A 24,441-nucleotide genomic window follows, 5' to 3' on the forward strand; every position below is an offset into this window, starting at 1 on the left:
TCTTTCTCCTCAAACGTCGCGGGACAAAACGGCGACACCTTCGCCGCGCACATGGCCGACGGTGGTGACGACGGCTTCGCTGGCCGCCTCGCCCATGGGCTTTTCCTCAGCCGCATCGAAGGTAGGCACCTTCGCGCCACTTTCAAGCGTCAGCGCGGCAAGCGCCAGCCCGAGCGGAAACTGTGCTTCCAACCCATGACCGGTGACGCCGCCAAAACCGCGAATGACGGCATTCGGCAGGGCCTTTTCGAGAATGTCCTTCTCGCGGGTCGTCACGCCGTCATAACCGCTCGCGCCGGAGAATACGACGGTCGCCGCGCTGTCCTTGGCGGGAGCAAGCAGCCGCTCCATGCGCTTTTCCATCTTGCCTTCGTCGCGGCTGCCGCGGTCGCCCTCGATGGCGTCGATGCGGGCATAAATGCGCGCGCCGCGCTCGCTGGCGTGCTTGCGCGATTCCAGCACCAGGAATGCTCCGAGCGAACCGGAAACCATGCCGCCGCCTTCCTGGCCTTCGCGCGACCACAGCGGCTGCCAGCCGCCCTGCGCATGTGCGCCGATGGCTTCGAACAGCAGGATCATGTCGGGACGTTCCGCCGAGAAAGCGCCGCCCACCAGCGCATGGCTCGATTCGCCGGAGCGGATGCGGTGGAACGCGGTTTCGACGGCGGAAATGCCGGCCGCTTCCTCGCCCATGAAGGTGCGGGAAGAGCCGGTGACCTTGTGCACGATGGAGATATTGCCGGCCATCAGGTTGGAAAGCTGGGCGAGAAACAACGTCGGGCGCAGCTCCGTCGTCAGCTTCTCATTGAGCAGCTTTTCGCGGTCATTGCGCTTCAGCGCCTCGTCGACGATCAGCGTATCGACATTGATGTCGCGCTCACCGCCGCCGGCGGCAACGATCATGTCCATGGTGGCGCAGGCTTCGGCATCTTCCTTCAAGCCAGCATCATCAAGTGCAAGACCGGCGGCGAAAACGCCGAGACGCTGCCAGTTTTCCATCTGGCGCTGGTCGCCGCGCTTGGCGATCTGCGCGGACCAGTCGATCTCCGGCATGGGATGGACCGGATAGGGCTTGAACTTTTCGGTCTCGACCACCGGCTCCGGCACGGCGGTTCCGGAAAGAAGCGCCACATGCGCCTGGCTGCCGACGCCGTGACAGGTCACGATGCCGACCCCTGTTATCACCACATCATTGTCAGATTTCATCGTCTGTCATCCTTTGCAGCCGGCCCCGTCGAAACGGTCACGGCTATCCAACAGCGGTCGCGAACAACCACTTCATGCGTTGCGGAATAAAGCGCGCGATGCGGATTGGCAATGGTGAAGGCCTGATCCGCCGTCGCGAGCCCACGATTTTCGCGCTCAAAAGCCGGGCCGGCGGGAAAAACGCTCCCCTTCGAAACGGACGGAAACGCTTATTTCTGCGCATCCGCGGCAATCGCCGCCATCAGGCCGACTTCCTCGGCCCGCTTCTTGACGATAGGCCCAAGCGGAATTTCGCTGAAGGGCATGGTCCTGAGCTTAAGCTGCGCGTCGCAGACCTTCTTGCCATCCGAGGTGATCTTCGCCTTGGTAACGGCAAAGCCGGAGCCGTCATGCTCCAGCACCGCCTCGATGTCCAGAACAGCGCCCGGCTCCACGAAGGTACGCATCTTGGCGCCGTCGACCGACATCAGGAACGGCATGGACGCAAAATCGGAAAACGCCAGAACCAGCATGCCGGAAGCCTGCGCCATGGTCTCGATCAGAAGCACGCCCGGAACGAGCGGCATGCCGGGAAAGTGGCCTTCGAAAACCGGGCTTTTGTCGGGAACGACAGACTGCGCCTTCAACGTGCGCGTCGTCATGTCCACGGCCTCGACCTTGTCGATCATCTGAAAATATTCAAGCAGCATCCGTCCGGCCCGTCTCTGGTCGGTTAGTCATGGTTTGCCCGCAGGCGGCATCAAAAGAAAATGCCCGCTGCAAGCGGGCATTGTCACATCAGCCCTTGGCTGCGCGCAATTCGTCAATCTTGGCGCAAAGGTTCTTCAACACGAAATATTCTTCGGTGGAAACCTTGCCTTCGTTGACTTCCTGCGTCCACTGCTCGAGCGGAATCTTGATGCCGAATTCCTTGTCGATCGCGAAAACGATATCAAGAAAGTCGAGGCTGTCGATGCCCAGATCGTCGATCGTGTGGCTCTCCGGCGTAATGGTTTCGCGGTCGATTTCGCTGGTTTCGGCGATAATGTCGGCAACCTTGTCGAATGTAGCTGTCACGCCCATAATCCTTATTGTCGTTCGTATGAATTATCCTGTCTGACGCACCACATAGGCAAGTCGCACAAAAAAGCCAATGGTTTCGTGACGTAACTTTGAAATTTGCCCCAAAACTGTTGCCTAAACAGCAACCGAATGACGGCCGCGTCCATTGCCGAGATAAGCGTCGAAGATTGCCGCGATGTTACGCACGAAGGGCTTTCCAGCCTCCGTCACCGCAAAAATATTGGCGTCCATCCGCACCACGCCGTCCCTGTCGCTTGCGGCAAAATGCTGCGCCTGGGCTCTCACGGAATGGCTGACCTTGCCGAAACGGTGCTGCAACTGCGAAAGATCGATAGCGAAATCGCACATCAGCCTTTCGATGACATGCGAGCGCAGATGATCGTCCTGCGACAACTCTATGCCCTTGACGGCGGCAAGACCGCCCTCGCCCACCATCCGCTGATATTCCCCCGTCGCCACCATGTTCTGCACATAACCCTGCGGCAGCCTGCCGATGGACGATGCACCAAGCCCGATCAGCGCATCGGCCGTGTCGGTCGTATAGCCCTGAAAATTCCGCCGCAGGGCGCCCGCTTCGGCGGCCTGGCATAATGTATCGGTCGGCTTGGCGAAATGATCGATGCCGATGGCCTCGTAACCCGCCTGTTTCAGCATCTCCGCCGCCATCGTCATCTGGCGGTAGCGTTCGGCAATATCCGGCAGGGCATGCTCCGGGATCAGCGACTGGTGTTTTTTCATCCACGGAACATGCGCATAACCGAAAAGCGCAATGCGATCGGGGTCGAGCGACACGATCTGGTTCACCGTCTTTTCCAATGTCCCGCAGGTCTGGAACGGCAACCCATAAAGAATGTCGCAATTGACCGAATGAACGCCCCTCGCCCGCACCGCATCCACCACGGATTTCGTCTGTTCGAAGGACTGGATGCGGTTGATGGTTTTTTGCACTTTGTCATCGAAGTCCTGAACCCCGAGGCTCGCCCGCGACACGCCGATGGCGGCAAGCGCATCGTAGCGGCTGTCATCCAGATCGTTGGGGTCCATCTCGACGCTGATCTCGGGTGCGAGGCCGAAGGTGAAATGACGCCGCAGACAGTCCATTAGGCTCTGCATGTCCTCTGGCTTCAACATGGTGGGCGAGCCGCCGCCGAAATGCACGGCACCCACCACCGCATCCGGCGAAACAAGCGCGCCGACGGCTTCGACCTCCTGCTTAAGTGCTTCAAGATAAACGGCAATCGGCTCGTATTTCAGCGTGTGCTTGGTGTGGCAGGCGCAGAACCAGCACAGCCGGTCGCAATAGGGAATATGCAGATAAAGCGACAGGCGATTCCTGTAACCGAGCGCGCCGAGCCAGCGGCGATAGGTGCCATTATCGATTCCCTCGTGGAAATGCGGCGCGGTCGGATAGCTTGTGTAGCGCGGCACTGCACCCGAATATTTGTGAAGAAGTTCGGTATTCATCGCCCGATTTGCCTTTTATCAAGAAAATGTCGATTTCCTCTCTTTCAGTAACGGCTGCGACAGTTTGCAACTTTGACTTCAATCAAATTGCACCGTAAGTTCTTGCTAAAGTAGACGCAGGGGCGACGGCTACGTGGCGAAAGCCTTGCATCAGACCGGATTTGACACCCACGGTCGTAATCGTCCTGAAAAAGCCAGCATTGGAAAAGGCTTATGGACACGCTGCAGAAGACCATCCACAATTCGGAAGAACCCGTTGTTTGCCGCTCCTGCGAGGCGCGTCACGGCGGTCTTTGCAGCACGCTGACGCCGCAGCAGCTCTGTGACCTCAATCGCCATTCCAGCCGCAAGAAACTGGAAGCGGGCAACGAGCTTCTTGGCCAGGGCGAACTCGTCACCTCCTATGGCAATATCCTGAACGGCGTGGTGAAGCTGTCAAAAATGATGTCGGATGGCCGCCAGCAGATCGTCGGCCTGCAATTCGCGCCGGACTTTCTCGGCCGACCATTCATGGCGGAAAGCAAGATGACGGCGGAAGCCGCAACCGATGTGGAAATTTGTCTCTTCCCGCGCCGCGTCGTCGACCGCATGGTTTCCGAAGTGCCCGATATGGAACGCAAGCTCCACAGCCAGTCCCTGAAGGAACTGGACGAGGCTCGCGACTGGATGCTGACGCTGGGGCGCAAATCGGCGCAGGAAAAGGTTGCCAGCTTCCTTTATATGATCGCCACCCATATCGACCCGGAAAACGACGACAAATCCTGCTTCGACCTGCCGCTTTCACGCGCCGATATTGCCGATTTCCTCGGTCTCACCATCGAGACAGTTAGCCGGCAAATGACAAAGCTGCGCAAGGAAGGCATTATCCGCATCGAGAACAACCGCCATATCACGGTGCCCGATCTCGACGTTCTGAGCGAAGCCGCCGGTAACGACTGACGCATTTTCCCCTGTCACTGCCCCTGAAACGCGGATGCCCCGAAATTGATGTGCGGCGCCCGCGCCTGAGCGGGTGCGAGCGCAAAACCGGCAAGAACCAGCAAAGCGGCGATGCATTTCATGATATTTCACCCCGTGCCCCGCTGTTTCAGCGGCCTGTTTGTTATGGCTGCATCCTAAACGGCAAAACGCCTCCATCCGCTTAACATCTTGGGTAAGCGGATGGTTCAGAGGCAGGGTAAAGAAGGGGTTAGGATTGCCGCGCCTTTAGACAAACCTCTCGAGGTAATCAGGCCCTGAACGTGGCGAGCAATAGCAGGACAAGAGAAAGAGGGCTGGACATACCAAACAGCACAAAAGCGAAGACGCAGGCAACTCCATAGGCCAGCCACACGAAACGATATCTCGTGGCCGCGCCCAACAAACAAACTACAAGATTCAGAAAGAAGATGAATGTACCCGACGCCAACGACGGGCTCACATCAAATAGGCGTATGATAAGAGGCAAAACGCCCAAAAAAACTATCAGGGCTAAAAGCACCCTGGGATCGCGCGTTGAGATCAAAACCGATTTTCTCATAGCTCAGCGCCAAAGCAAATTACGTCAGGAGCTATTGCGAGGCGGCAGGCGTCGCAACCGGCTTCTGGTTTTCGGCAAGCGCCCGTAACTCTGCCACCCGGCGCTTGTATTCGGCTTCCGAAATCTGGCCGTTGCGCCGGGCCGCACCAAGGCGCGAAAGGCTTGTTTCCATCTTGGAGGCTTCATCCTCACCCATCTGGGTACCGGCGGCCGTCAGCGGCTGCGAGAAGGTCGGATAGGTGCCGGTGTCGCGCTTCTGGCTGACCGCAGTGTCGCTGACGGGGCGCGGACCGACGATTTCGGCCGTCGGGCGGCGCATATGGGCGGGGGCGACGATGGGCTCCGGGGCCTTGCAGGCCGCAAGCGTGGTGGCGAGCATGGCGCCGGAGAGCGAAAGCACAGCGATTCTCGCGGCATTTTCCGCATATGTCCCGAATGTGCCCATCTGCTTGCCCATCGTCATGTTCCGCCTGTAAGGATATCTGCCGATATCGAATTCGACCGCGGTTCGGCGCTTTACGCGCCTCCCCTTGCTGGTGGAACTTGTATTCGTTTTCATGCAGAATGTGCAAACACAAATTTGGTGGAGGATCGTGCATGGCAGGTGTTGACGGCGGGGGGGCGAAAAAGGGTCGCAAAACGCCCGGCTTCGACGCCAGTTCCGCCGAGGCCTACCTGATCCGCGACCCGGAAACCTTCGCGATCAACATCGCCCGCGCGCTCGAGAATCTCGGCAAGGCCGCCTCCGAATGGCTGGCGCCACGCGAGCGTGGCGAAATCCCGCAGGCAAGCGCCGATCCGGTGGCCGATCTCGTCAAGACGCTCTCCGATGTCGCCGAATACTGGATGGCCGAACCGAAGCGGTCTCTGGAAGCACAAACCCATCTGCTTTCGAGCTATTACGATCTCTGGGCGAAATCGGTGGCGCAGTTTTCCGGCGATGCCGATTCGGCCCCGGAAAAACCCGCCGAAAGCGGCCCTGCGGAACGCAGGAGCAGGCGTTTTGCCGATGCCGACTGGCAGGCCAATCCGTTCTTCGATTTTCTCCTGAAGGCCTACCAGACCACCGTCGGTTTCGCCGACAGGATGGTGACGGAGGCAGACGGGCTGGACGAACATACCCGCACCAAGGCGCTGTTTTATATGCGCCAGGTGACGGAGGCCCTTTCGCCGGCCAATTTCGTCTTCACCAATCCGCAGGTCTTCCGCGAAACGGTCGCCTCCAGCGGCGCCAATCTCGTCAAGGGCATGGCGCAGCTGGCGGAAGATGTCGCGGCCGGAAACGGCCACCTGAAACTGCGCCAGACCGATTACAGCAAATTCGTCATCGGCCAGAATATCGCCGTCACGCCCGGCAAGGTGGTGGCAAAAAGCCCGCTCTGCGAAATCATCCATTATGCGCCGACAACGCAAAAGGCCTTCAAACGGCCTTTGCTGATCGTGCCGCCATGGATCAACAAATTCTACATTCTCGATCTCAACCCGCAGAAATCCTTCGTCGGCTGGTGCCTCGAGCAGGGTCACAGCGTCTTCATGGTCTCCTGGATCAACCCGGATGCCCGCCTCGCCGACAAGGGCTGGGATGATTACGTTCGCGAAGGCATCGATTTTGCGCTGGATACCATCGAGGAGCGGACCGGCGAAAAAGAAATCAACGCCATCGGTTATTGCGTCGGCGGCACGCTTTTATCCTCGGCGCTGGCGCTGCATGCGCAGCAAGGCGATGAACGCATCCGCAGCGCCACGCTGCTGGCCGCCCAGACCGATTTCATCCATGCCGGCGACCTCAAGGTGTTCATAGACGAAGGCCAGCTTGCGGCGCTGGACAAGCACATGCAGGCGGTCGGTTATCTCGACGGCTCGATCATGGCCACCGTCTTCAACATGCTGCGCGCCTCTGATCTCATCTGGCCCTATGTGGTCGATAACTACCTGCGCGGCGCCGAGCCGCTGCCCTTCGACCTGCTCTACTGGAACTCCGATTCGACCCGGGTGACGGCCGCCAGCCACTCGTTTTATCTGCGCAATTGTTACCTTGAGAACAAGCTCGCCCGCGGGCTGATGCGGGTCGCCGGCAAGCGGATCAATCTCGGCGACATCAAAATCCCGATCTATGACCTCGCCACCCGCGACGACCATATCGCCCCGGCGAAATCGGTCTTCACGGGTGCCGCCCTGTTCGGCGGGCCGGTGGAATTCGTGCTCGGCGCATCCGGCCACATAGCCGGCGTCATCAATCCGCCGCAGCTTGAAAAATACCAATATTGGACAGGCCCGTCACCGGCCGGAGACTTCGACGGCTGGCAGGCCACCGCCATCCCGCATAAAGGCTCCTGGTGGGTGCACTGGCAGAACTGGATCGAAAGCCAGAGCGCTGAAAAGGTGACGGCGCGAAAACCGGAAGACGGCAAGCGCCCCGTGCTCGGCGATGCGCCGGGAACCTATGTCCTTTCCTGACCGCACCCATCATTTCTCATCTTTCAGGCATCATGTTCTTCACGCCTCCGCTTACTCCCGCCACGCTGATCGCCCGCTACAAGCGCTTCCTGTTCGACGCCGTTCTGGAAGACGGCACCGCGATCACCGGCTCCTGCCCCAATACCGGCTCCATGCGCGGGCTCACGACACCGGGCTCCCGCATATGGCTGTCGGAACATGACGGCCCTACCCGCAAGTACCGGCACATGCTGGAAATGGTCGAGGCCGATGGCACCACGGTCGGCATCAATACCGGCATGCCGAACCGGCTGGCGGAAGAAGCGATCCTGAACGGCCTCATCCCTGAACTTACCGGCTATTCGACGATCCGGCGCGAACAGAAATACGGCCGCAATTCCCGCATCGATTTCCTGTTGTCCGAGCCAGGCCGGCCGGACGCCTATGTGGAAGTCAAGAACGTCCATTTCATGCGCGAGCAAGGCCTCGCCGAATTTCCCGATACCGCCACCAAACGCGGCGCGAAACATCTGGAGGAACTGGGTGACGCTGCGGAAGCAGGTTACCGTTCGGTGATGCTCTATCTCATCCAGCGCGACGATTGCGACCGGATGCGCATCTGCGACGATCTCGATCCCGTCTATGCGCTGGCGTTTCAGCGGGCGATTGCGCGCGGCGTGGAGGCCTATGCGGTGAAATGCACGGTCTCCCCGGCACAAATTTCGGTCAGCGGAACGGTTAAGATGGACGAATGGCGTTCGGCTGTTTTATGAACAGGGACGTAAAGAGACAGAAAGCACCAAGATGGTCACCTATATCGACGCAGCCTCCGCCCCCCTCAAGAATACCGGCGTTATCCGCCTCTATACCCCTGAGGACTTCGACGGGATGCGCAAGGCGTGCCAGCTGACAGCGCGTTGCCTCGATGAACTTGCCGCAATCGTCAAGCCGGGCGTGACGACCGACGCCATCGACCGTTTCGTCTTCGAATTCGGCGCCGACCACGGCGCGCTGCCCGCGACGCTGAATTATCGCGGTTATACCAAATCCGTCTGCACCTCGATCAACCACGTCGTCTGCCACGGCATTCCGGATGCAAAGCCACTGCGCGAAGGCGATATCGTCAATATCGACGTGACCTATGTGCTGGACGGATGGCATGGCGATTCGAGCCGCATGTATCCGGTCGGCCAGATCAAGCGCGCCGCCGAGCGGCTGATGGAAGTGACCTATGAATGCCTGCTGCGCGGCATCGCGGCGGTGAAGCCCGGCATGCGCACCGGCGCAATCGGCGCGGCGATCCAGGCCTATGCGGAAGCGGAGCGCTGCTCTGTCGTGCGCGATTTCTGCGGCCATGGCGTCGGACGCCTGTTCCACGACACGCCGAACATCCTGCATTACGGCCGCCCGGACGAAGGGCCGGAAATCCGCGAAGGCATGATCTTCACCATCGAGCCGATGATCAATCTCGGCAAACCGCATGTGAAGGTGCTTTCCGACGGCTGGACGGCGGTAACGCGCGACAGGTCGCTCTCCGCCCAATATGAACATGCCGTCGGCGTCACGGCCACGGGCTGCGAAATCTTCACACTGTCGCCCGGCGGCTTCGACCGTCCGGGCCTGCCGCCGCTTCCCCCCGCATAAGGCCAGACCCGCCTATGGCAAAACGCCCCGCCCCGCCTTCCGCCGATCTTTCCAAAACTCCCGGCTTTCAGGCGGGCGAAGGCGATCTGTTCAACGGAGCGGATGAGCGCGGCTTTTTCGCCGAATCGCGAAGCGGCGCGAAGAGGCCGGCAGCCGTGGTCGATCAGGAAACGGATGCCGCCCATTATCATGGACATCGCGACCGGCTGCGGGCGCGTTATCGCGATGGCGGCGACGCGGCGCTCGCCGATTACGAATTGCTGGAGCTTCTTCTCTTCCGGCTGATCCCGAGGCGCGATACCAAACCCATCGCCAAGGCCCTGATCGCCCGTTTCGGAACACTTGGCGGCGTGCTCGGCGCTCCCTTGCCGTTGTTGCAGGAGGTGAAGGGCGTGGGCGAAACCGTGGCGCTCGATCTGAAGCTCGTCGCCTCCGTTTCCCAGCGCATGCTGAAAAGCGAAATCCGCAACAAGCAGGTGCTCGGCTCCTGGTCCTCGGTCATCGATTATTGCCACGCCGCCATGGCCCATGAAACGCGCGAACAGTTCCGCGTCCTGTTCCTCGACAAGCGCAACGTCCTAATCGCCGATGAGGTGCAGGGCCAGGGAACCGTGGATCATACGCCGGTCTACCCGCGCGAGGTCGTGCGCCGCGCCCTTGAACTTTCATCTACCGCATTGATTTTAATACATAATCATCCAAGTGGAGACCCCACCCCTTCGCGCGCGGATATCGAGATGACCAAGACCATCATCGATACGGCAAAGCCGCTCGGCATCACCGTCCACGACCACATCATCATCGGCAAGGACGGCCACGCCAGTTTCAAAGGCCTTCGGCTGATTTGAAGTAGACGCGAAAGCTTAAGAAGAGCTGCAACCCATAGGAGCGGCATCAACACAAAATTAACACCTATAAATTAGCATTTCCGAAAATAATAAATCAAGGCATCGAACCTTGATGCCTGAAGGAACGGGGGTGCTTTATGTTTAATGGAGTGCGTTTCTTTCGCGATAGATCTGGCTCGTCTGCTGTCGAGTTCGCCATCGTCGCACCGATATTCTTTCTCGTCCTGCTCACCATGATCGCCTACGGCATTTATCTGATGGCGGCCTATTCGGTGCAGCAGATCGCCGCCGACGCGGCGCGCACAGCGGTTGCCGGCCTCAACACAACCGAGCGCCAGCAGCTTGCCCGGGATTTCGTCACCAAAAGCGACCTCAGCTACGCCTTCATGGACAAGAGCCGCTTCACCGTCGATGTCGCGACGGATCCCGCCAATGCCAACCAGTTCACGGTGAAGGTCGAATATGACGCCCGCGATCTGCCGATCTGGAGCCTCTACAGCTACACCCTGCCCGAGCCGGTCATCCGGCGTTTTTCCACCATCCGGATCGGAGGAGCATGACATGCGAGATATTCATTCCCTGCTTCCCCGCTTCCTCAAGAATAAAACGGGCAACATCGCCATTTCGGCGGGGCTCACCGCACCGCTCTTCATCGGCATATTGGCGCTCGGCGTCGACTACGGTTATCTGACATTGCAAAAACGGCAATTGCAGCAGACCGCCGATCTCGCGGCCATATCGGCAGCAGCCAACGCCGCTGACGCCGAAAAGGCGGTTCAGCAATATTTCGCCCTCAATGGCATGAATCTCGGTGTCAGGACGGCGCAGGGACTTTTGACCGAAAAGGGCCTGCAACCCTTCGACCCGCTGAATGAATTCGCCAACAGCAAGGGTTATGCCGAGGTCATCAAGGGTCATTACGAGCCGGATGCGACAGTCCCGGTCGGCCAGCGTTTCGTCGATAACGCCCTGCCCACCAATGCGATAAAGGTGAACATCGTTGAACAGGGCCAGATATTCTTCGCTTCCGCCTTCACCAAGCCGCCAAAGGTCTCGGCGGTCGGAACGGCCTCGTCCCAAAGGATCGCGGCATTTTCGGTGGGATCGCGCCTCGCCAGCCTTGATGAGGGAATTCTCAACAGCCTGCTCGGCGGTCTGCTCGGCACCACGGTTTCATTGAAACTCATGGATTATCAGGCGCTTCTCGCCGCCGATGTCAATGCGCTGAAGATCGTCGAGGCGCTGGCCATCGATCTCAACCTCACCGCCGGCACCTATAAGGATGTTCTGAAGACGGAAATCAGCTACGGCAAATTCCTCGACGTGCTGACGAAAACCGCAGGCTTGCAGCCGGCGGTCGTCAACATTTTGAATGCGCTGCAAAAAACCGTCAACAAGAGCAACGTGAAAATCAAGCTCGAGGAGATCCTCAATCTCGGCCCGTTCTCGGACAAGCTGATCGGTACGGGCGAAAACCTCAAGGTCACCGCTGGCGTCTTCGATCTCATCAATGCCGCCGCCGTGGCGGGCAATGGCGGTAACCAGCTGGGGCTTAACATCAACGCCAATCTTCTCGGCCTCGCCTCGGTCAAGGCAACGCTCGCCATCGGTGAACCGCCGGTCGAAACGCCGTCGCTCGCCGTTGGCGGTCAGGGCACCGTCGTGCGCACCGCACAGACCCGTCTTGCGGTCAGTGTCGTGGTGGACGGGCTTCAGGCCATTGCCGGCCTCAAGGTCAATCTCCCGCTCTATGTGGAAGTCGCCCATGCCGAAGCGCGGCTTGCCGATATTCGCTGCACGGGTGGCGGACAGGGCACCGTCGATGTCGAGGTCGTTCCTGGCATCGCCGAAATCGCCCTTGGCAATGTCGATACCACCGCCTTTGCCAATTTCGGCAGGGACCCGCGCGTCACCAAGGCCGCAATCGTGGATTCAGCACTGCTCGCCATCAATGGCAGCGCCCTCATCAATGCCACCAACATGACCAAGACCAAGCTGACCTTCACGCAGTCCGATATTACCCAGGCCAAGATCAAGAGTGTATCCACCAAGGACACCGTCACCACTCTTGTCAGTTCACTGCTGAAGAACCTCAATCTCGATATAAGGCTTCTCTTCCTTAACCTGGATTTGGGAGGTCTGGCGGGCATTCAGTCGGCGCTTGCCAACACGCTTGCGGCAGTCATCGCTCCGGTCGATCAGCTGCTCTACAACGTGCTTCTGGTTCTCGGCGTCAAGATCGGCGAAGCCGATGTACGGGTCACGGATGTCCGCTGCCAGCAGCCGGCGCTGGTGCAATAAAGCATGTCTCCCAAAAGTGTGCAGCGGTTTTGGGACAAAGACATGCGTCAAAACAAAAATATAAAGCGCGTCGCATGAATCAGATTAAACGCGAGGCGCTTTAGGTCAGCGCCGCGCATGAAAAAGCCGCCGGAGGGTCTCCCGGCGGCTTTTTTGTTTATGGTGTCAGTCAGGCGTTGGCGATTGCCAGACGCTTCTCATCGCGGCCGCTCTTCATGCGCTCGGACAGCAGGAACGCCAGTTCCAGCGCCTGATCGGCATTGAGGCGCGGATCGCAGTGGGTGTGGTAACGGTCGGACAGCGAATCCGCCGTCACGGCGCGCGCACCGCCCGTGCATTCCGTCACGTCCTTGCCGGTCATCTCGATATGGATGCCGCCCGGATGCGTGCCCTCGGCGCGATGGATCTGGAAGAAGCTTTCGACTTCCGACAGGATGCGCTCGAAAGGACGCGTCTTGTAGTGGTTGAGCGTGATCGTGTTGCCATGCATCGGATCGCAGGACCAGACGACCTTGCGGCCTTCCTTCTCAACGGCGCGGATGAGCTTCGGCAGGCTGTCCGCCACCTTGTCATGGCCGAAACGGCAAATCAGCGTCAGGCGGCCGGCCTCGTTTGCCGGGTTCAGCGCATCGATCAGCTCGATCAGATTGTCAGGCGTCAGCGACGGACCGCATTTCAGGCCGATCGGGTTCTTGATGCCACGGAAATATTCCACATGCGCATGGTCGAGCTGGCGCGTGCGGTCGCCGATCCACAGCATGTGGCCGGATGTGGCATACCAGTCACCGGAGGTGGAATCGACGCGGGTCAGCGCCTCTTCGTAACCGAGCAGCAGCGCTTCATGGCTGGTGAAGAAGTCGGTTTCGCGCAGGCTCGGATTATTGTCCGCGCTGATGCCGATCGCCTTCATGAAGTCCATGGTTTCGGAAATCCGGTCGGCCAGCTTGCGGTAACGGTCCGCCTGCGGGCTGTCCTTGATGAAACCGAGCATCCACTGGTGAACGTTTTCAAGGTTGGCGTAACCGCCCATCGCGAAAGCGCGCAGCAGGTTCAGCGTCGCAGCCGACTGGCGGTAGGCGTCGAGCTGGCGCTCCGGGTTCGGAATGCGCGAAGCCTCGTTGAATTCGATGCCGTTGATGATGTCGCCGCGGTAAGACGGCAGCGTCACGCCATCCTGCGCTTCCACGTTGGAAGAGCGCGGCTTGGCGAACTGACCGGCAATGCGCCCGACCTTCACGACAGGCAGCTGCGCGCCATAGGTCAGGACGACGGCCATCTGCAGGAACGCGCGGAAAAAGTCGCGGATGTTGTCCGCGCCATGCTCGAGGAAGCTTTCGGCGCAATCCCCGCCCTGCAGCAGGAAGGCGTTGCCTTCCGCCACATTGGCAAGCTGCTTTTTCAGGCGGCGTGCTTCACCGGCAAAGACCAGGGGCGGATAGGTCGCAAGCGTGGCTTCCGTTGCCGCAAGCGCTGCCGCATCCGGATATTCGGGAACCTGCTGGATCGGTTTCTGCCGCCAGCTGCCGGGGGTCCAATTCTGTGCCATGTTCTCACCCTTTTCTCGCCCACGCGACGTCGCGCGGCCGCCTCGAAAAATTGAGCGGCTTATAGCTCCAAGCATCGGCTTTGCATAGCCGATCCCCGAGCCATCCGGCTCATTCTGCCCGTTTTGAGCGCTCCAGACGCACAAAAGTCAATTCAAACGATTTAACAACCCCGCCGCCATTCGAAAACTTCGCTTTCAAAGGGCGGCAGGCGATGTGGGCGGCGATTATATCACGCCCGAACCGGCGTTACACACGCTCGCCATTCACGACGCGATAGCTCGGCGAATACATCGTCACCAGCTCTTCGGCGGCTGTGGGATGAACCGCCATGGTGCGGTCGAAATCATCCTTGGTGCAGCCGGCTTTCAGCGTGATGCCGAGAAGCTGCGCCATCTCGCCCGCCTCATGGCCGAGAATATGGACGCCAACAACCTTGCGGTCGGCGGCATTGACGATCAGCTTCATGATCGTCTTTTCCTGACGGCCGGAAAGCGTCGCCTTCATCGGCCGGAACTGGGCGCGATAAACCTCCAGTTCCGGATATTTCTTGCCGGCTTCCTCTTCCGAAAGGCCGACGGTGCCAATTTCCGGCTGCGAGAACACCGCCGTCGCGATCAGCTCGTGATCCGGCTTGGTCGGGTTGTTCTTGTATTCGGTTTCGATGAAGCACATGGCCTCATGGATTGCCACCGGCGTCAGTTGTACCCGGTCGGTGACGTCGCCCAGCGCGTAGATGTTCGGCACATTCGTGCGCGAATAATCGTCGACGATGATCGCACCGCGCGCATCCACCTTCACACCGGCATTTTCCAGACCCAGACCCTTGGTGTTCGGATCGCGGCCGAGCGCCAGCATCACCAGGCCCACATGCAGCGAGGCACCCTGCTTGGTGCGGGCCACGAAACCGCCGGCGCCATCCTTGCTGACGTCCTCGATGATATCTTCCAGAAGGATGCGGATGCCCTTGGCTTCCATGGCCTCGTGCAGACCCTTGCGCATGTCGTGATCGAAACGCGACAGGATTTCCTTGCCGCGATAGATCAGGGTCGTTTCGACGCCGAGCCCATGGAAGATATTGGCGAATTCCACCGCGATATAACCGCCGCCGGCGATCAGGATCGATTTCGGCAGCTCTTCCAGGTCGAAAGCCTCGTTGGACGAGATCGTCAACTCATGGCCGGGCAGCGCCTTGTGCTCGTTCGGCGTGCCGCCGACGGCAATCACGATGCGTTCGGCGGTGAAGGTCTCGCCGGTTTTCGTCAACTTCACGGTATGGGCATCGACCAGTTCCGCCCGGCTGTCGAAAATATCGGCCTTGGCGTTTTCCAGTCCCTTGCGGTAGAGCCCTTCGAGACGGGTGATTTCCTTATCCTTGGCCGCGATGAGCTTCTTCCAGTCGAAGCTGCGCTCGCCGACGCTCCAGCCGAATCCTTCCGAATCCTCGAAATGCTCAGGGAATTGCGAGGCGTAGACGAACAGCTTCTTCGGCACGCAGCCGCGGATGACGCAGGTTCCGCCATAGCGGTACTCCTCGGCGATTGCGACGCGCTTGCCGAGCGAGGCCGCCACGCGGCCGCTGCGCACGCCGCCGGAACCGCCACCGATGACGAAAAGATCGTAGTCATAAGCTGTCATAGTCAAAACCCCTGATCAAAACCGCCGCTATCAGCCTCTAGACGGGCGGCGGCGCATTCACGGCACATATAGGTGCTGCGACGCACAAATGAAAAGCCCGGTCTTGCGGCCGGGCTTTGAATATTTCTGAATTGTCCGTTCACCCAATCAGGGCTTGGGAGCAGCCGGAGCGCCACCGGTGGCGTTCTGATCGGCCGGAAGCGGCTTCAGATCGGCGCCGGCAACCTTCTGCAGTTCGGACATGCTGGAAGCGTTGAGGTCGCGGTTGATGCCGGCGGCCCAGATATCGGCGGCCTTCATCAGTTCGCGCGTGGCGATCGGGCCGTCCTTCAGAAGCTTCTTGCCGGCTTCGCTGCTGTAGAAGGTGGAAATGGCGTTCAGCTCTTCAACGGTGAAGGCGCGCGCATAGGTGAGCGCTGCTTCGCGCTCCAGATCGGCGCGGCGCGGCGCAAGCTCGAGAGCCTTCGCATCGACGGTCTCGGTGATCGCGTCCTGAACGTTCGGCGAAGCCTGAATGAGTTCGGCCTTCAGACGCTCCGCCAGACCCGGCAGAATGTCGTCGAAACGGTCGGTAACGCCAAGAGAGGTGATCGCCTGCCGTGCGGCAGCGATATGCGCTTCCGAAATTTCCTGAGCGCGTGCGGCAGTACCGAACACGATGCCGGAAATGAGGATCGAAGCAGCGGCAGCTTTGCCCAGTCCCGCTAGTTTGACCATGAAAATCTCGCTCCTGTTATACTGCCTGCATCACGCGGGCGCCTTCAGGACCCGCGATAATGGCAAGCGATGCCAAATTTATGAAAAGTCCGTGCTCGACGACACCGGGAATCGTGTTCAGCTCGCGTGCTAGCGCTTCTGCATCAGGAATACGGCCAAAAGATGCGTCGAGGATAAGGTGTCCGCCATCGGTCATGAAGGCGCCGTCGCCCGACGAACGCATCGTCAGCGCGCCGGAAAGCCCGGAACGCGACGCCAGTTTTTCGATGGCGATACGCGTCGCCACCTGGCCGAACGGGTTGATTTCGATGGGCAGCGGAAAGGCGCCCAGCGTCTCCACCACCTTGCTCTGGTCGGCGATCACGATCATGCGGGCGGATGCCGCCGCAACGATCTTTTCGCGCAGCAGCGCGCCGCCGCCGCCCTTGACGAGACGCAGCGCATGATCGACCTCATCCGCACCGTCGATGGTAAGATCCAGTTCCGGCAATTCATCCAGCGATTTCAGCGGAACGCCAAGCTCGACGCACAGGCGCGCTGTGCGCTCGGATGTCGGCACGCCCTCGACTTTCAGACCGGCGGCGACCTTTTCGGCCAGAAGCCTGACGAATTCCTCGGCCGTCGAACCCGTGCCGATACCGAGCCGCATCCCATCCTGTACGTGGGACAATGCGGCCTCGGCGGCCTTGATCTTCATCTGGCGGGCATCCATGTGCCTGAAACTCCGGTAACTTTGTCGTCGCCGTGCTGTTTACACGGGTCGAAAGCCAAACGAAAGCCTTTTTCAAGCCAACGAACAGAACGTTGTGACGCGGTTGCAAAGACAGGCCCGTTTGCCTAGGCTTGGCGTGAATGAAAGCACCGATACATCAGTTACACGCATTCCCGAGAGGCCAGTTCCCGTGACATCCCGCCCGCTCTCCCCGCTCGCCATTTTCGATCTCGACGGCACGCTGGTCGATACCGCCGCCGATCTGGTTTCGAGCCTCAACCACACCATTGCCGCAGCCGGGCTTGCTCCCGTCACCTATGACGACCTGACCCACCTCGTCGGCCAGGGTGCGCGGGTAATGATCAAGCGCGCCTTCGCGCTTCGCGAGACGGAACTGCCGGAAGCCGAAATCGAGCCGCTCTATGAGCGCTTCATCACCCATTACCGCGCCGAAATGCCCGGCAAAAGCCGCCCCTATCCGGGCATCGTCGATACTTTGGATGCGCTTTCCGAAGCCGGCATCACGCTCGCCGTCTGCACCAACAAGACTGAAATCCTCGCTCTACCGCTACTCGAAGAACTCGGCCTGACACGCTATTTCGCCACCATAACCTGCGGCGACACTTTCTCCTTCCGCAAGCCGGATGCCCGCCATATTCTCGGCACCATCGAAAAGGCCGGGGGCGACGTCCAGCGCTCCATCATGGTCGGCGACAGCATCAACGACATTCTCGCGGCAAAGAACGCCGCCGTGCCGTCGATTGGCGTCACTTTCGGTTATTCGGATGTGCCAATGGTTGAACTCGAACCGGATGTCGTGATCGACGATTTCACTGCGCTGACGCCGGCGCTGTTCGAGAAGCTGATTAGCAAGGGCGCCGCTGCGGCCTGAATGGGAGGCCTGTCTCCAAAACAAAAAAGCGCCGTCTCCGGCGCTTCTTCTCTTGATGCTATTCTGATCAGATCGACGCGGCCCGCGCCTTCGTCGTCACGGCAAAGGCCTTCTGCACGTAGCTGTCACGATCATAGACATCGTCAAAGAACTGCACCTTGCCATCCTTGTCCGGCCAGGCCGTGAAATAGGCAACGTAAACAGGTATCTTCACCGGAACCTGTACGGCGCGGTTCTTGCCGGAAGCGATCTGCTCGCCGACCTTGTCGACGCTGGTGCCAAGAACGGCGGCGGCCATGCGACGCGGATCGACCAGACGGATACAGCCGTGGCTCAGCGCCCGCATGTCGCGGTTAAAGAAGCTCTTGGCAGGCGTGTCATGCATGTAGATGGCATGCGCATTGGGGAACAGGATTTTCAGGTCGCCCAGCGCATTGTCGCTGCTCGGCGGCTGGCGCACGGAAACGGCATTGGTCGAGCCATACCAGTTGACGCTGGTGGAGGAGACGGCACGACCGCCCACCTGCACTTCGTAGCCCAGCCGGTCGAGATAGGACGGATCGCGGCGTAGCTTCGGCAGCATTTCGTTGACGATGATCGACTGCGGCACGCCCCAATAGGGGTTGAACTCGACGGTCTGGATTTCGTCCTGGAAGAAATAGGTCTGGTTGGCCTTGGAGCCGACGACCACCTTCATGCCGAACTGTTCCACGCCATCATTGTGGTAATAGGCCATGAAAGCGGGCTGGTTGATGAAGACATAACGCTGGCCAAGATCGGCCGGCAGCCAGCGGACCTGCTCCATGGCGACCTGCACCTTGGCGATCTTCGCGTCATTGCTTTCGCCGACCATGGCGCGCACGGTGGCGCGGCCGATGACGCCGTCGGGCTTCAGACCGTTCTCGCTCTGGAACGCCTTCACCAGATCGACGAGATCGGGCGTATAATCCGGCGTCTGCTGATAACCAGAAATGATCGCCGCATGCTCCGCCTTGAAGGCGGGCGATGCGCGATGTTCGATGGCCTTGACGACATTGGCCATATCAGCGCTGCTGTTGCCGGGCTTCAGCACCAGATCGGCGGGAACGCGGACGACATGCGCCGCATCGCCTTCGCCGCGCAGGCGGGCAAGCTCCGCTTTCAGCGCCAGATATTCGGCGCCCGACGGTTCGCGGCTGCGCAGATAGGCGGCAACATCCGGGCTCAGGCCCGCAAGCTTCAGCACTGGTGCGAGGTTCACCGTCTTGCGCTTGAAATCGTGATAGCCGGAAAGCCGGTTCGGATCGACACGGCCACGGGCCGTATCCTGCACATAGGCGAGAACCTTGGCGGAAAGCGCCAGCTCGAACTGCATCTGCGCCCGCTGATAGGCGTCGGACACGGGCGCCGAGGCCGTCTCCACCGGCGTACCGGTCGCAGCCGAACCGGAAGCGTTGCTGATGCTGGCAGTCACATCCTTTGCCGGCGGCGAAATGCTGTAATCGGCCGGATCGAGGCCGCTTTCTCCGACCGTCTCGAGAAAGGCGATGACAGCATTGGCGCGCGCGGTCAGCTCGCCTTCCGAAATCCAGAGCGTCTTGCCGCCGGCGCCGTAATAGGCTTCCAGCGCCTTGGCGATCTCGGGGGTGGCGCTGAATTTCAGATTGGCAAGGCCTTCACCGAAATTCGCCGTGTTCACCGCACGGGCCGTATCCGCCTTGTAGTCGTAATAACGCGGGCCGGAAACACGCGGCAGCGGCTCGGGATCGGAAGCATCGGCACTTTGGCCAGCGCTCGATCCGGAGGGCGAGGTGACGATGCCGGCCGGCGGCAATTCACCGCGATCGCGCGCGATCTTGCCAGGGCCGCCGCGCAGGAGGTCCATCAGCGTTACCGCACCGGCGCTGCCGGGAAGAGCGGTGGAAACGGAAAGACCGAGAGCCAGCACCAGTGCTGCCGATGTTTTTCCAGATGTGACTTGCAATTTGATCCTCGTAGCACCCAGCACCGCCAGCGAAAGGGCGGGCATCAGTTTCATGCCTGTCTAGCCGATCGACGGCCCGTTGAAAAGAAAACGCGAAAAGGCCCACAACCGTGCCGAAATGAACCTTATGATACAGCCAAAGCCGTAAAAACGTAATTTCCAGAATTGGCGAGAATGGTTAAATTTCCATTTATTTCATTCACTTTGCCCTGCCCCGCCCGACCTTCCCAGCACCCCGGAAAGCCCGGTTTTCCAGCCATTTCGCGTCGTAGTAAAAATGACACGCCGGCGCCTTTTTCACCCTGCACCGCGCCTTAAGGCGAAATCGCTTTTGCGCGGCGGGAAATATCTGCCTCCGCTGCGTTGCAGCGCTTTCATTGCCGGCGCGATGATTCTATATATCGGCCGCGCAAGGCGGGCGAAGGCGCCGTTTTGGCGGAGGAAAACGAGTAAAAAGGCAAGATTGATGACAGCCACACGGACGGAAACCGATACATTTGGACCCATTGAAGTTCAGGCCGATCGCTATTGGGGCGCGCAGGCGCAGCGCTCGCTCGGCAACTTCAAGATCGGCTGGGAAAAGCAGCCCGCCTCTGTCGTTCGCGCGCTCGGCATCGTCAAGCAGGCAGCCGCTCGCGCCAACATGGCGCTGGCAGGCCTCGACCCCAAGGTCGGCGAGGCCATCATCGCCGCCGCGCAGGAAGTCATCGACGGCAAGCTGACCGAGCATTTCCCGCTCGTCGTCTGGCAGACCGGTTCCGGCACCCAGTCCAACATGAACGCCAATGAGGTGATTTCCAACCGCGCAATCGAGATGCTCGGCGGCGAAATGGGCACCAAGAAGCCCGTCCACCCCAATGACCACGTCAATATGAGCCAGTCCTCGAACGACACCTATCCCACCGCGATGCACATCGCCTGCGTGGAAGAGATCGTTCATCACCTGCTGCCGAGCCTCAAGCACCTGCACAAGGCGCTGGAAGCCAAGGTCAAGCAGTTCGAAAAGATCATCAAGATCGGCCGCACCCACACGCAGGATGCAACGCCGCTGACGCTCGGCCAGGAATTCTCCGGTTATGCCGCGCAGGTCGCATCCGCCATCGCCAATATCGAAACCACCCTGCCCGCGCTCTCCAAGCTCGCCCAGGGCGGCACCGCCGTCGGCACGGGCCTCAACGCTCCCATCGGCTTTGCCGAAAAGGTCGCCGAGGAAATCTCCAAGATCACCGGCCTGCCCTTCGTGACCGCGCCGAACAAGTTCGAAGCGCTCGCCTCGCACGATTCCATGGTCTTCTCCCATGGCGCGATCAATGCGGCTGCGGCTGCACTCTTCAAGATCGCCAACGACATCCGCTTCCTCGGCTCCGGTCCGCGCGCCGGTCTCGGCGAATTGTCGCTGCCGGAAAACGAACCCGGCTCGTCGATCATGCCCGGCAAGGTCAACCCCACCCAGTCGGAAGCGCTGACGCAGGTGTGCGCCCACATCTTCGGCAACAATGCGGCACTGTCCTTCGCCGGTTCGCAGGGTCACTTCGAGCTCAACGTCTATAACCCGATGATGGCCTACAACTTCCTGCAGTCGGTCCAGCTTCTGGGCGATGCGGCCGTCTCCTTCACCGACAATTGCGTCGTCGGCATCGAGGCCCGGGAAGACAACATCAAAAAGGGCGTCGAGAACTCGCTGATGCTGGTGACGGCGCTCAACAGCAAGCTCGGCTACGACATCTGCGCCAAGATCGCCAAGACCGCACACAAGAACGGCACAACCCTGCGCGAAGAAGCCGTTGGCGGCGGATACCTCACCAACGAGGAATTCGATCAGTATGTGCGCCCGGAAAACATGATCGGGCCGAAGTAATCGGCTTGGATTTTGGTGGAATAGAGAACGGGCCTTCGGGCCCGTTTTTTGTTTGCTCAACAAAAGACAAGCCCATCCAGAACGAACCTCAGGATGATCAGTCGGGGAAGAGTTCTCCGTCATGCCGGACTTGATCCGGCATCCAGCTACGGCGCGTCTGCGCCGTGAAAAGAGTCTTTTGCGATCAAAGACTTGATCGCACTGGACCCCGGATCAAGTCCGGGGTGACGGAGGAGGTGTCTAGACGTCCCACAATAAAAAAGGGCCGCTGTCGCGACCCTCTTCGTCTCATTCAAACCGTCAAACCAGCCGGCTCTGCTCCACCGCCGCTTCCACGAAGCTGGCAAACAGCGGATGCGGGTCGAGCGGACGGCTCTTCAGTTCCGGGTGGTACTGAACGCCGATGAACCACGGGTGATCGGGATATTCCACCGTTTCCGGCAGGACACCGTCGGGAGACATTCCCGAGAAGACCAGGCCACATTCTTCCAGCCGGTCCTTGTAGTCCACATTCACCTCATAGCGGTGGCGGTGGCGCTCGGAAATATCCGTGGTGCCGTAGATTTCGGCGATCTTGGTGTCTTTCTTCAGCGCCGCCTTGTAGGCACCGAGACGCATGGTGCCGCCGAGATCGCCCTTGGAGGAACGCTTCTCCAGCTCGTTGCCCTTGACCCATTCGGTCATGAGGCCGACAACCGGCTCAGAGGTCGGACCGAATTCGGTGGAGGAGGCATTTTCGATGCCGGCAAGGTGACGGGCCGCTTCCACGACCGCCATCTGCATGCCGAAGCAGATGCCGAAATAGGGCACGTTGCGCTCACGCGCGAACTGCGCCGCCATGATCTTGCCTTCCGAACCGCGCTCGCCGAAACCGCCGGGCACCAGAATGCCGTTGACCTTTTCGAGATAAGGCGTCGGGTCTTCCTTTTCGAAGACTTCCGACTCGATCCACTCGAGCTTGACCTTGACGCGGTTGGCAAAGCCACCGTGATGCAGCGCCTCGATCAGCGACTTATAGGCGTCCTTGAGGCCGGTATATTTGCCGACGATCGCAATCGTTATCTCGCCTTCCGGCGTGCGAATGCGGTTGCAGACCTCTTCCCAGGGCTCCAGACGCGGCTTCGGCGCCGGCTCGATGCCGAAAGCGGCCAGCACTTCCGAATCGAGACCTTCCTTGTGATAGGCAATCGGAACGTCATAGATGTTCGCCACATCCAGCGCCTGGATGACGGCGGACGGACGCACATTGCAGAACAGCGAAAGCTTGCGGCGTTCCGCTTCCGGGATTTCCCGGTCGGCACGCACTAGCAGAATGTCGGGATGAATGCCGAGTGCCTGCAGTTCCTTGACGGAATGCTGGGTCGGCTTGGTCTTCAATTCGCCTGCTGCCGGAATGTAGGGCATCAGCGTCAGGTGAAGATAGATCGCCGTGCCACGCGGCAGGTCGTTGCCGAGCTGACGGATCGCTTCCATGAACGGCATCGCCTCGATGTCACCCACCGTGCCGCCGATTTCGCAGATGACGAAGTCGTAATCGTCATTGCCTTCGATCACGAAATCCTTGATCTCGTTGGTGACATGCGGAATGACCTGAACCGTTGCGCCGAGATAGTCGCCGCGCCGTTCCTTGTCGATGATGTTCTTGTAGATGCGGCCGGTGGTGATGTTGTCGGTCTTGGTTGCCGAACGCCCCGTAAAGCGCTCGTAATGGCCAAGGTCGAGGTCCGTCTCGGCACCGTCATCCGTCACGAACACTTCGCCGTGCTGTGTCGGGCTCATGGTGCCGGGATCGACGTTCAGATAGGGGTCGAGTTTACGAAGCCGCACCCGATAACCACGGGATTGCAACAAAGCTCCGAGTGCTGCCGCAGCGATGCCCTTGCCTAGAGAGGAGACCACGCCGCCTGTGATGAATACATATCGCGCCATGGGATTCACCGGATACCTTTTTACCTCTGATTCCGCCAGCCCAAATTTCATGCTTTCGAAAATTCGCTGTTGACGAATTTGCGATGGGTCACAGGCCGGAATGCGAACAAAAGAAAACCGGCAGGCTTTTGGCCTGCCGGAGCGTTAAATCAAAACCGGGCTTATTGACCGGTCGGAACTGCGTTCGGATCGGCTGGCTGCGCCGGGGCCGGAGCGGCCGTGCCGGAAGCGGCCGGAGCCGGGGTCGTCTGAGCCGGTGCGGCTGCACCATTGGTCGGAACGCCATTCTCAGCCGGAGCCGGAGCGGGCGTCGAAGGCGTCGTCGCCGGGCCGAGCGTATCGAGAATGCCGTTACCCTGGCCCTGCGTGGCCGGAATACGGTTCAGAATGTCGGTCGGGCGCGATTCGTAGCGCGTCAGGAGACCGAGGCCGAGCGAGGTCGCGAAGAACAACGCGGCAAGGATCGCCGTGGTGCGCGTCAGCGCATTGGCCGTTCCGCGCGCGGACATGAAGCCCGAACCGCCGCCGATACCGAGGCCGCCGCCTTCGGAGCGCTGGATCAGGACCACGCCGACAAGCGCCAGCACGATCATGAGGTGAATAACAATCAAAACGGTCTGCATGACAATCCATTCCATGCCCCGCGCGGAGCACTACAAAGAAGGTTTCGCGGCTCTTTACATGAGGCGAAGGCTTATTCCAAGCCCC

General features: G+C 60.0%; 21 protein-coding genes. 9 read left to right on the plus strand and 12 right to left on the minus strand.

Annotated features, from left to right (window positions below):
- Positions 1–9: 9 nt before the first annotated feature.
- From F3H58_RS13970 to hemN, 4 genes are all read right to left on the minus strand, one after another.
- Entirely contained in the window at positions 10–1,206 is a 1,197-nt protein-coding gene (locus F3H58_RS13970; protein ID WP_149742617.1) for a beta-ketoacyl-ACP synthase, read from the minus strand.
- 209 nt (positions 1,207–1,415) lie between these two features.
- On the minus strand, positions 1,416–1,895 hold the full coding sequence (locus F3H58_RS13975; protein ID WP_020810293.1) for a 3-hydroxyacyl-ACP dehydratase FabZ family protein: 480 nt from the start codon (positions 1,893–1,895) through the stop codon (positions 1,416–1,418).
- A gap of 88 nt (positions 1,896–1,983) precedes the next feature.
- Positions 1,984–2,268: an acyl carrier protein gene (locus F3H58_RS13980; protein ID WP_003495848.1), complete on the minus strand. Its 285-nt coding sequence runs from the start codon at positions 2,266–2,268 to the stop codon at positions 1,984–1,986.
- Between the two features lie 114 nt (positions 2,269–2,382).
- The gene (gene hemN, locus F3H58_RS13985) at positions 2,383–3,732 is read right to left on the minus strand and encodes an oxygen-independent coproporphyrinogen III oxidase (RefSeq protein ID WP_149742618.1); all 1,350 of its coding nucleotides are present in this window, start codon (positions 3,730–3,732) and stop codon (positions 2,383–2,385) included.
- Positions 3,733–3,945: 213 nt separating this feature from the next.
- Between hemN and fnrN the strand changes: the two genes are divergently transcribed.
- Positions 3,946–4,671, plus strand: coding sequence for a transcriptional regulator FnrN (gene fnrN / locus F3H58_RS13990; RefSeq protein WP_149742619.1), 726 nt, complete (start codon positions 3,946–3,948; stop codon positions 4,669–4,671).
- Positions 4,672–5,282: 611 nt separating this feature from the next.
- Here the strand turns inward: fnrN and F3H58_RS13995 are convergent.
- Positions 5,283–5,810 (minus strand): hypothetical protein, encoded by a 528-nt coding sequence (locus tag F3H58_RS13995; RefSeq protein ID WP_149742620.1) that lies wholly within the window; start codon positions 5,808–5,810, stop codon positions 5,283–5,285.
- 38 nt (positions 5,811–5,848) lie between these two features.
- Between F3H58_RS13995 and F3H58_RS14000 the strand changes: the two genes are divergently transcribed.
- From F3H58_RS14000 to F3H58_RS14025, 6 genes are all read left to right on the plus strand, one after another.
- Entirely contained in the window at positions 5,849–7,708 is a 1,860-nt protein-coding gene (locus F3H58_RS14000) for a PHA/PHB synthase family protein (protein ID WP_149742621.1), read from the plus strand.
- 32 nt (positions 7,709–7,740) lie between these two features.
- Entirely contained in the window at positions 7,741–8,460 is a 720-nt protein-coding gene (sfsA, locus tag F3H58_RS14005; protein ID WP_149742622.1) for a DNA/RNA nuclease SfsA, read from the plus strand.
- Between the two features lie 31 nt (positions 8,461–8,491).
- Positions 8,492–9,331 (plus strand): type I methionyl aminopeptidase, encoded by an 840-nt coding sequence (gene map, locus F3H58_RS14010; RefSeq protein WP_149742623.1) that lies wholly within the window; start codon positions 8,492–8,494, stop codon positions 9,329–9,331.
- A 14-nt stretch (positions 9,332–9,345) separates the two neighbouring features.
- Positions 9,346–10,179: a RadC family protein gene (radC, locus tag F3H58_RS14015; RefSeq protein WP_149742624.1), complete on the plus strand. Its 834-nt coding sequence runs from the start codon at positions 9,346–9,348 to the stop codon at positions 10,177–10,179.
- A gap of 137 nt (positions 10,180–10,316) precedes the next feature.
- Positions 10,317–10,739: a TadE/TadG family type IV pilus assembly protein gene (locus F3H58_RS14020; protein ID WP_003524819.1), complete on the plus strand. Its 423-nt coding sequence runs from the start codon at positions 10,317–10,319 to the stop codon at positions 10,737–10,739.
- Position 10,740: 1 nt separating this feature from the next.
- On the plus strand, positions 10,741–12,480 hold the full coding sequence (locus F3H58_RS14025; protein ID WP_149742625.1) for a TadG family pilus assembly protein: 1,740 nt from the start codon (positions 10,741–10,743) through the stop codon (positions 12,478–12,480).
- 169 nt (positions 12,481–12,649) lie between these two features.
- Here the strand turns inward: F3H58_RS14025 and F3H58_RS14030 are convergent, their stop codons facing one another.
- From F3H58_RS14030 to rpiA, 4 genes are all read right to left on the minus strand, one after another.
- On the minus strand, positions 12,650–14,026 hold the full coding sequence (locus F3H58_RS14030; RefSeq protein ID WP_065654997.1) for a class II 3-deoxy-7-phosphoheptulonate synthase: 1,377 nt from the start codon (positions 14,024–14,026) through the stop codon (positions 12,650–12,652).
- Between the two features lie 247 nt (positions 14,027–14,273).
- Positions 14,274–15,662, minus strand: coding sequence for a glutathione-disulfide reductase (gene gor / locus F3H58_RS14035; RefSeq protein ID WP_149742626.1), 1,389 nt, complete (start codon positions 15,660–15,662; stop codon positions 14,274–14,276).
- Positions 15,663–15,809: 147 nt separating this feature from the next.
- Positions 15,810–16,379, minus strand: a complete 570-nt coding sequence (locus tag F3H58_RS14040) for a DUF2059 domain-containing protein (RefSeq protein ID WP_003524811.1) — start codon at positions 16,377–16,379, stop codon at positions 15,810–15,812.
- A 16-nt stretch (positions 16,380–16,395) separates the two neighbouring features.
- Positions 16,396–17,091: a ribose-5-phosphate isomerase RpiA gene (rpiA, locus tag F3H58_RS14045; protein WP_065654995.1), complete on the minus strand. Its 696-nt coding sequence runs from the start codon at positions 17,089–17,091 to the stop codon at positions 16,396–16,398.
- Between the two features lie 190 nt (positions 17,092–17,281).
- Between rpiA and F3H58_RS14050 the strand changes: the two genes are divergently transcribed.
- Positions 17,282–17,983, plus strand: coding sequence for a phosphoglycolate phosphatase (locus F3H58_RS14050; protein ID WP_149742627.1), 702 nt, complete (start codon positions 17,282–17,284; stop codon positions 17,981–17,983).
- A gap of 67 nt (positions 17,984–18,050) precedes the next feature.
- Here F3H58_RS14050 and F3H58_RS14055 read toward each other — a convergent pair whose 3' ends face one another.
- Positions 18,051–20,000, minus strand: a complete 1,950-nt coding sequence (locus tag F3H58_RS14055) for a L,D-transpeptidase family protein (RefSeq protein ID WP_502706418.1) — start codon at positions 19,998–20,000, stop codon at positions 18,051–18,053.
- A gap of 412 nt (positions 20,001–20,412) precedes the next feature.
- Here F3H58_RS14055 and fumC point away from each other — a divergent pair, with 412 nt between their 5' ends.
- On the plus strand, positions 20,413–21,804 hold the full coding sequence (gene fumC, locus F3H58_RS14060; RefSeq protein WP_149742628.1) for a class II fumarate hydratase: 1,392 nt from the start codon (positions 20,413–20,415) through the stop codon (positions 21,802–21,804).
- 300 nt (positions 21,805–22,104) lie between these two features.
- On the opposite strand, the gene pyrG is transcribed toward fumC, so the two are convergent.
- Positions 22,105–23,733, minus strand: coding sequence for a CTP synthase (gene pyrG, locus F3H58_RS14065; protein WP_188128916.1), 1,629 nt, complete (start codon positions 23,731–23,733; stop codon positions 22,105–22,107).
- A 161-nt stretch (positions 23,734–23,894) separates the two neighbouring features.
- A complete protein-coding gene (gene secG / locus F3H58_RS14070; protein ID WP_149742630.1) occupies positions 23,895–24,356 on the minus strand; it encodes a preprotein translocase subunit SecG in 462 nt (153 codons plus the stop codon).
- Positions 24,357–24,441 lie beyond the last annotated feature (85 nt).

It is taken from the genome of Rhizobium sp. NFACC06-2, from assembly GCF_900101425.1.
GTDB classification, from domain to species: domain Bacteria; phylum Pseudomonadota; class Alphaproteobacteria; order Rhizobiales; family Rhizobiaceae; genus Agrobacterium; species Agrobacterium leguminum.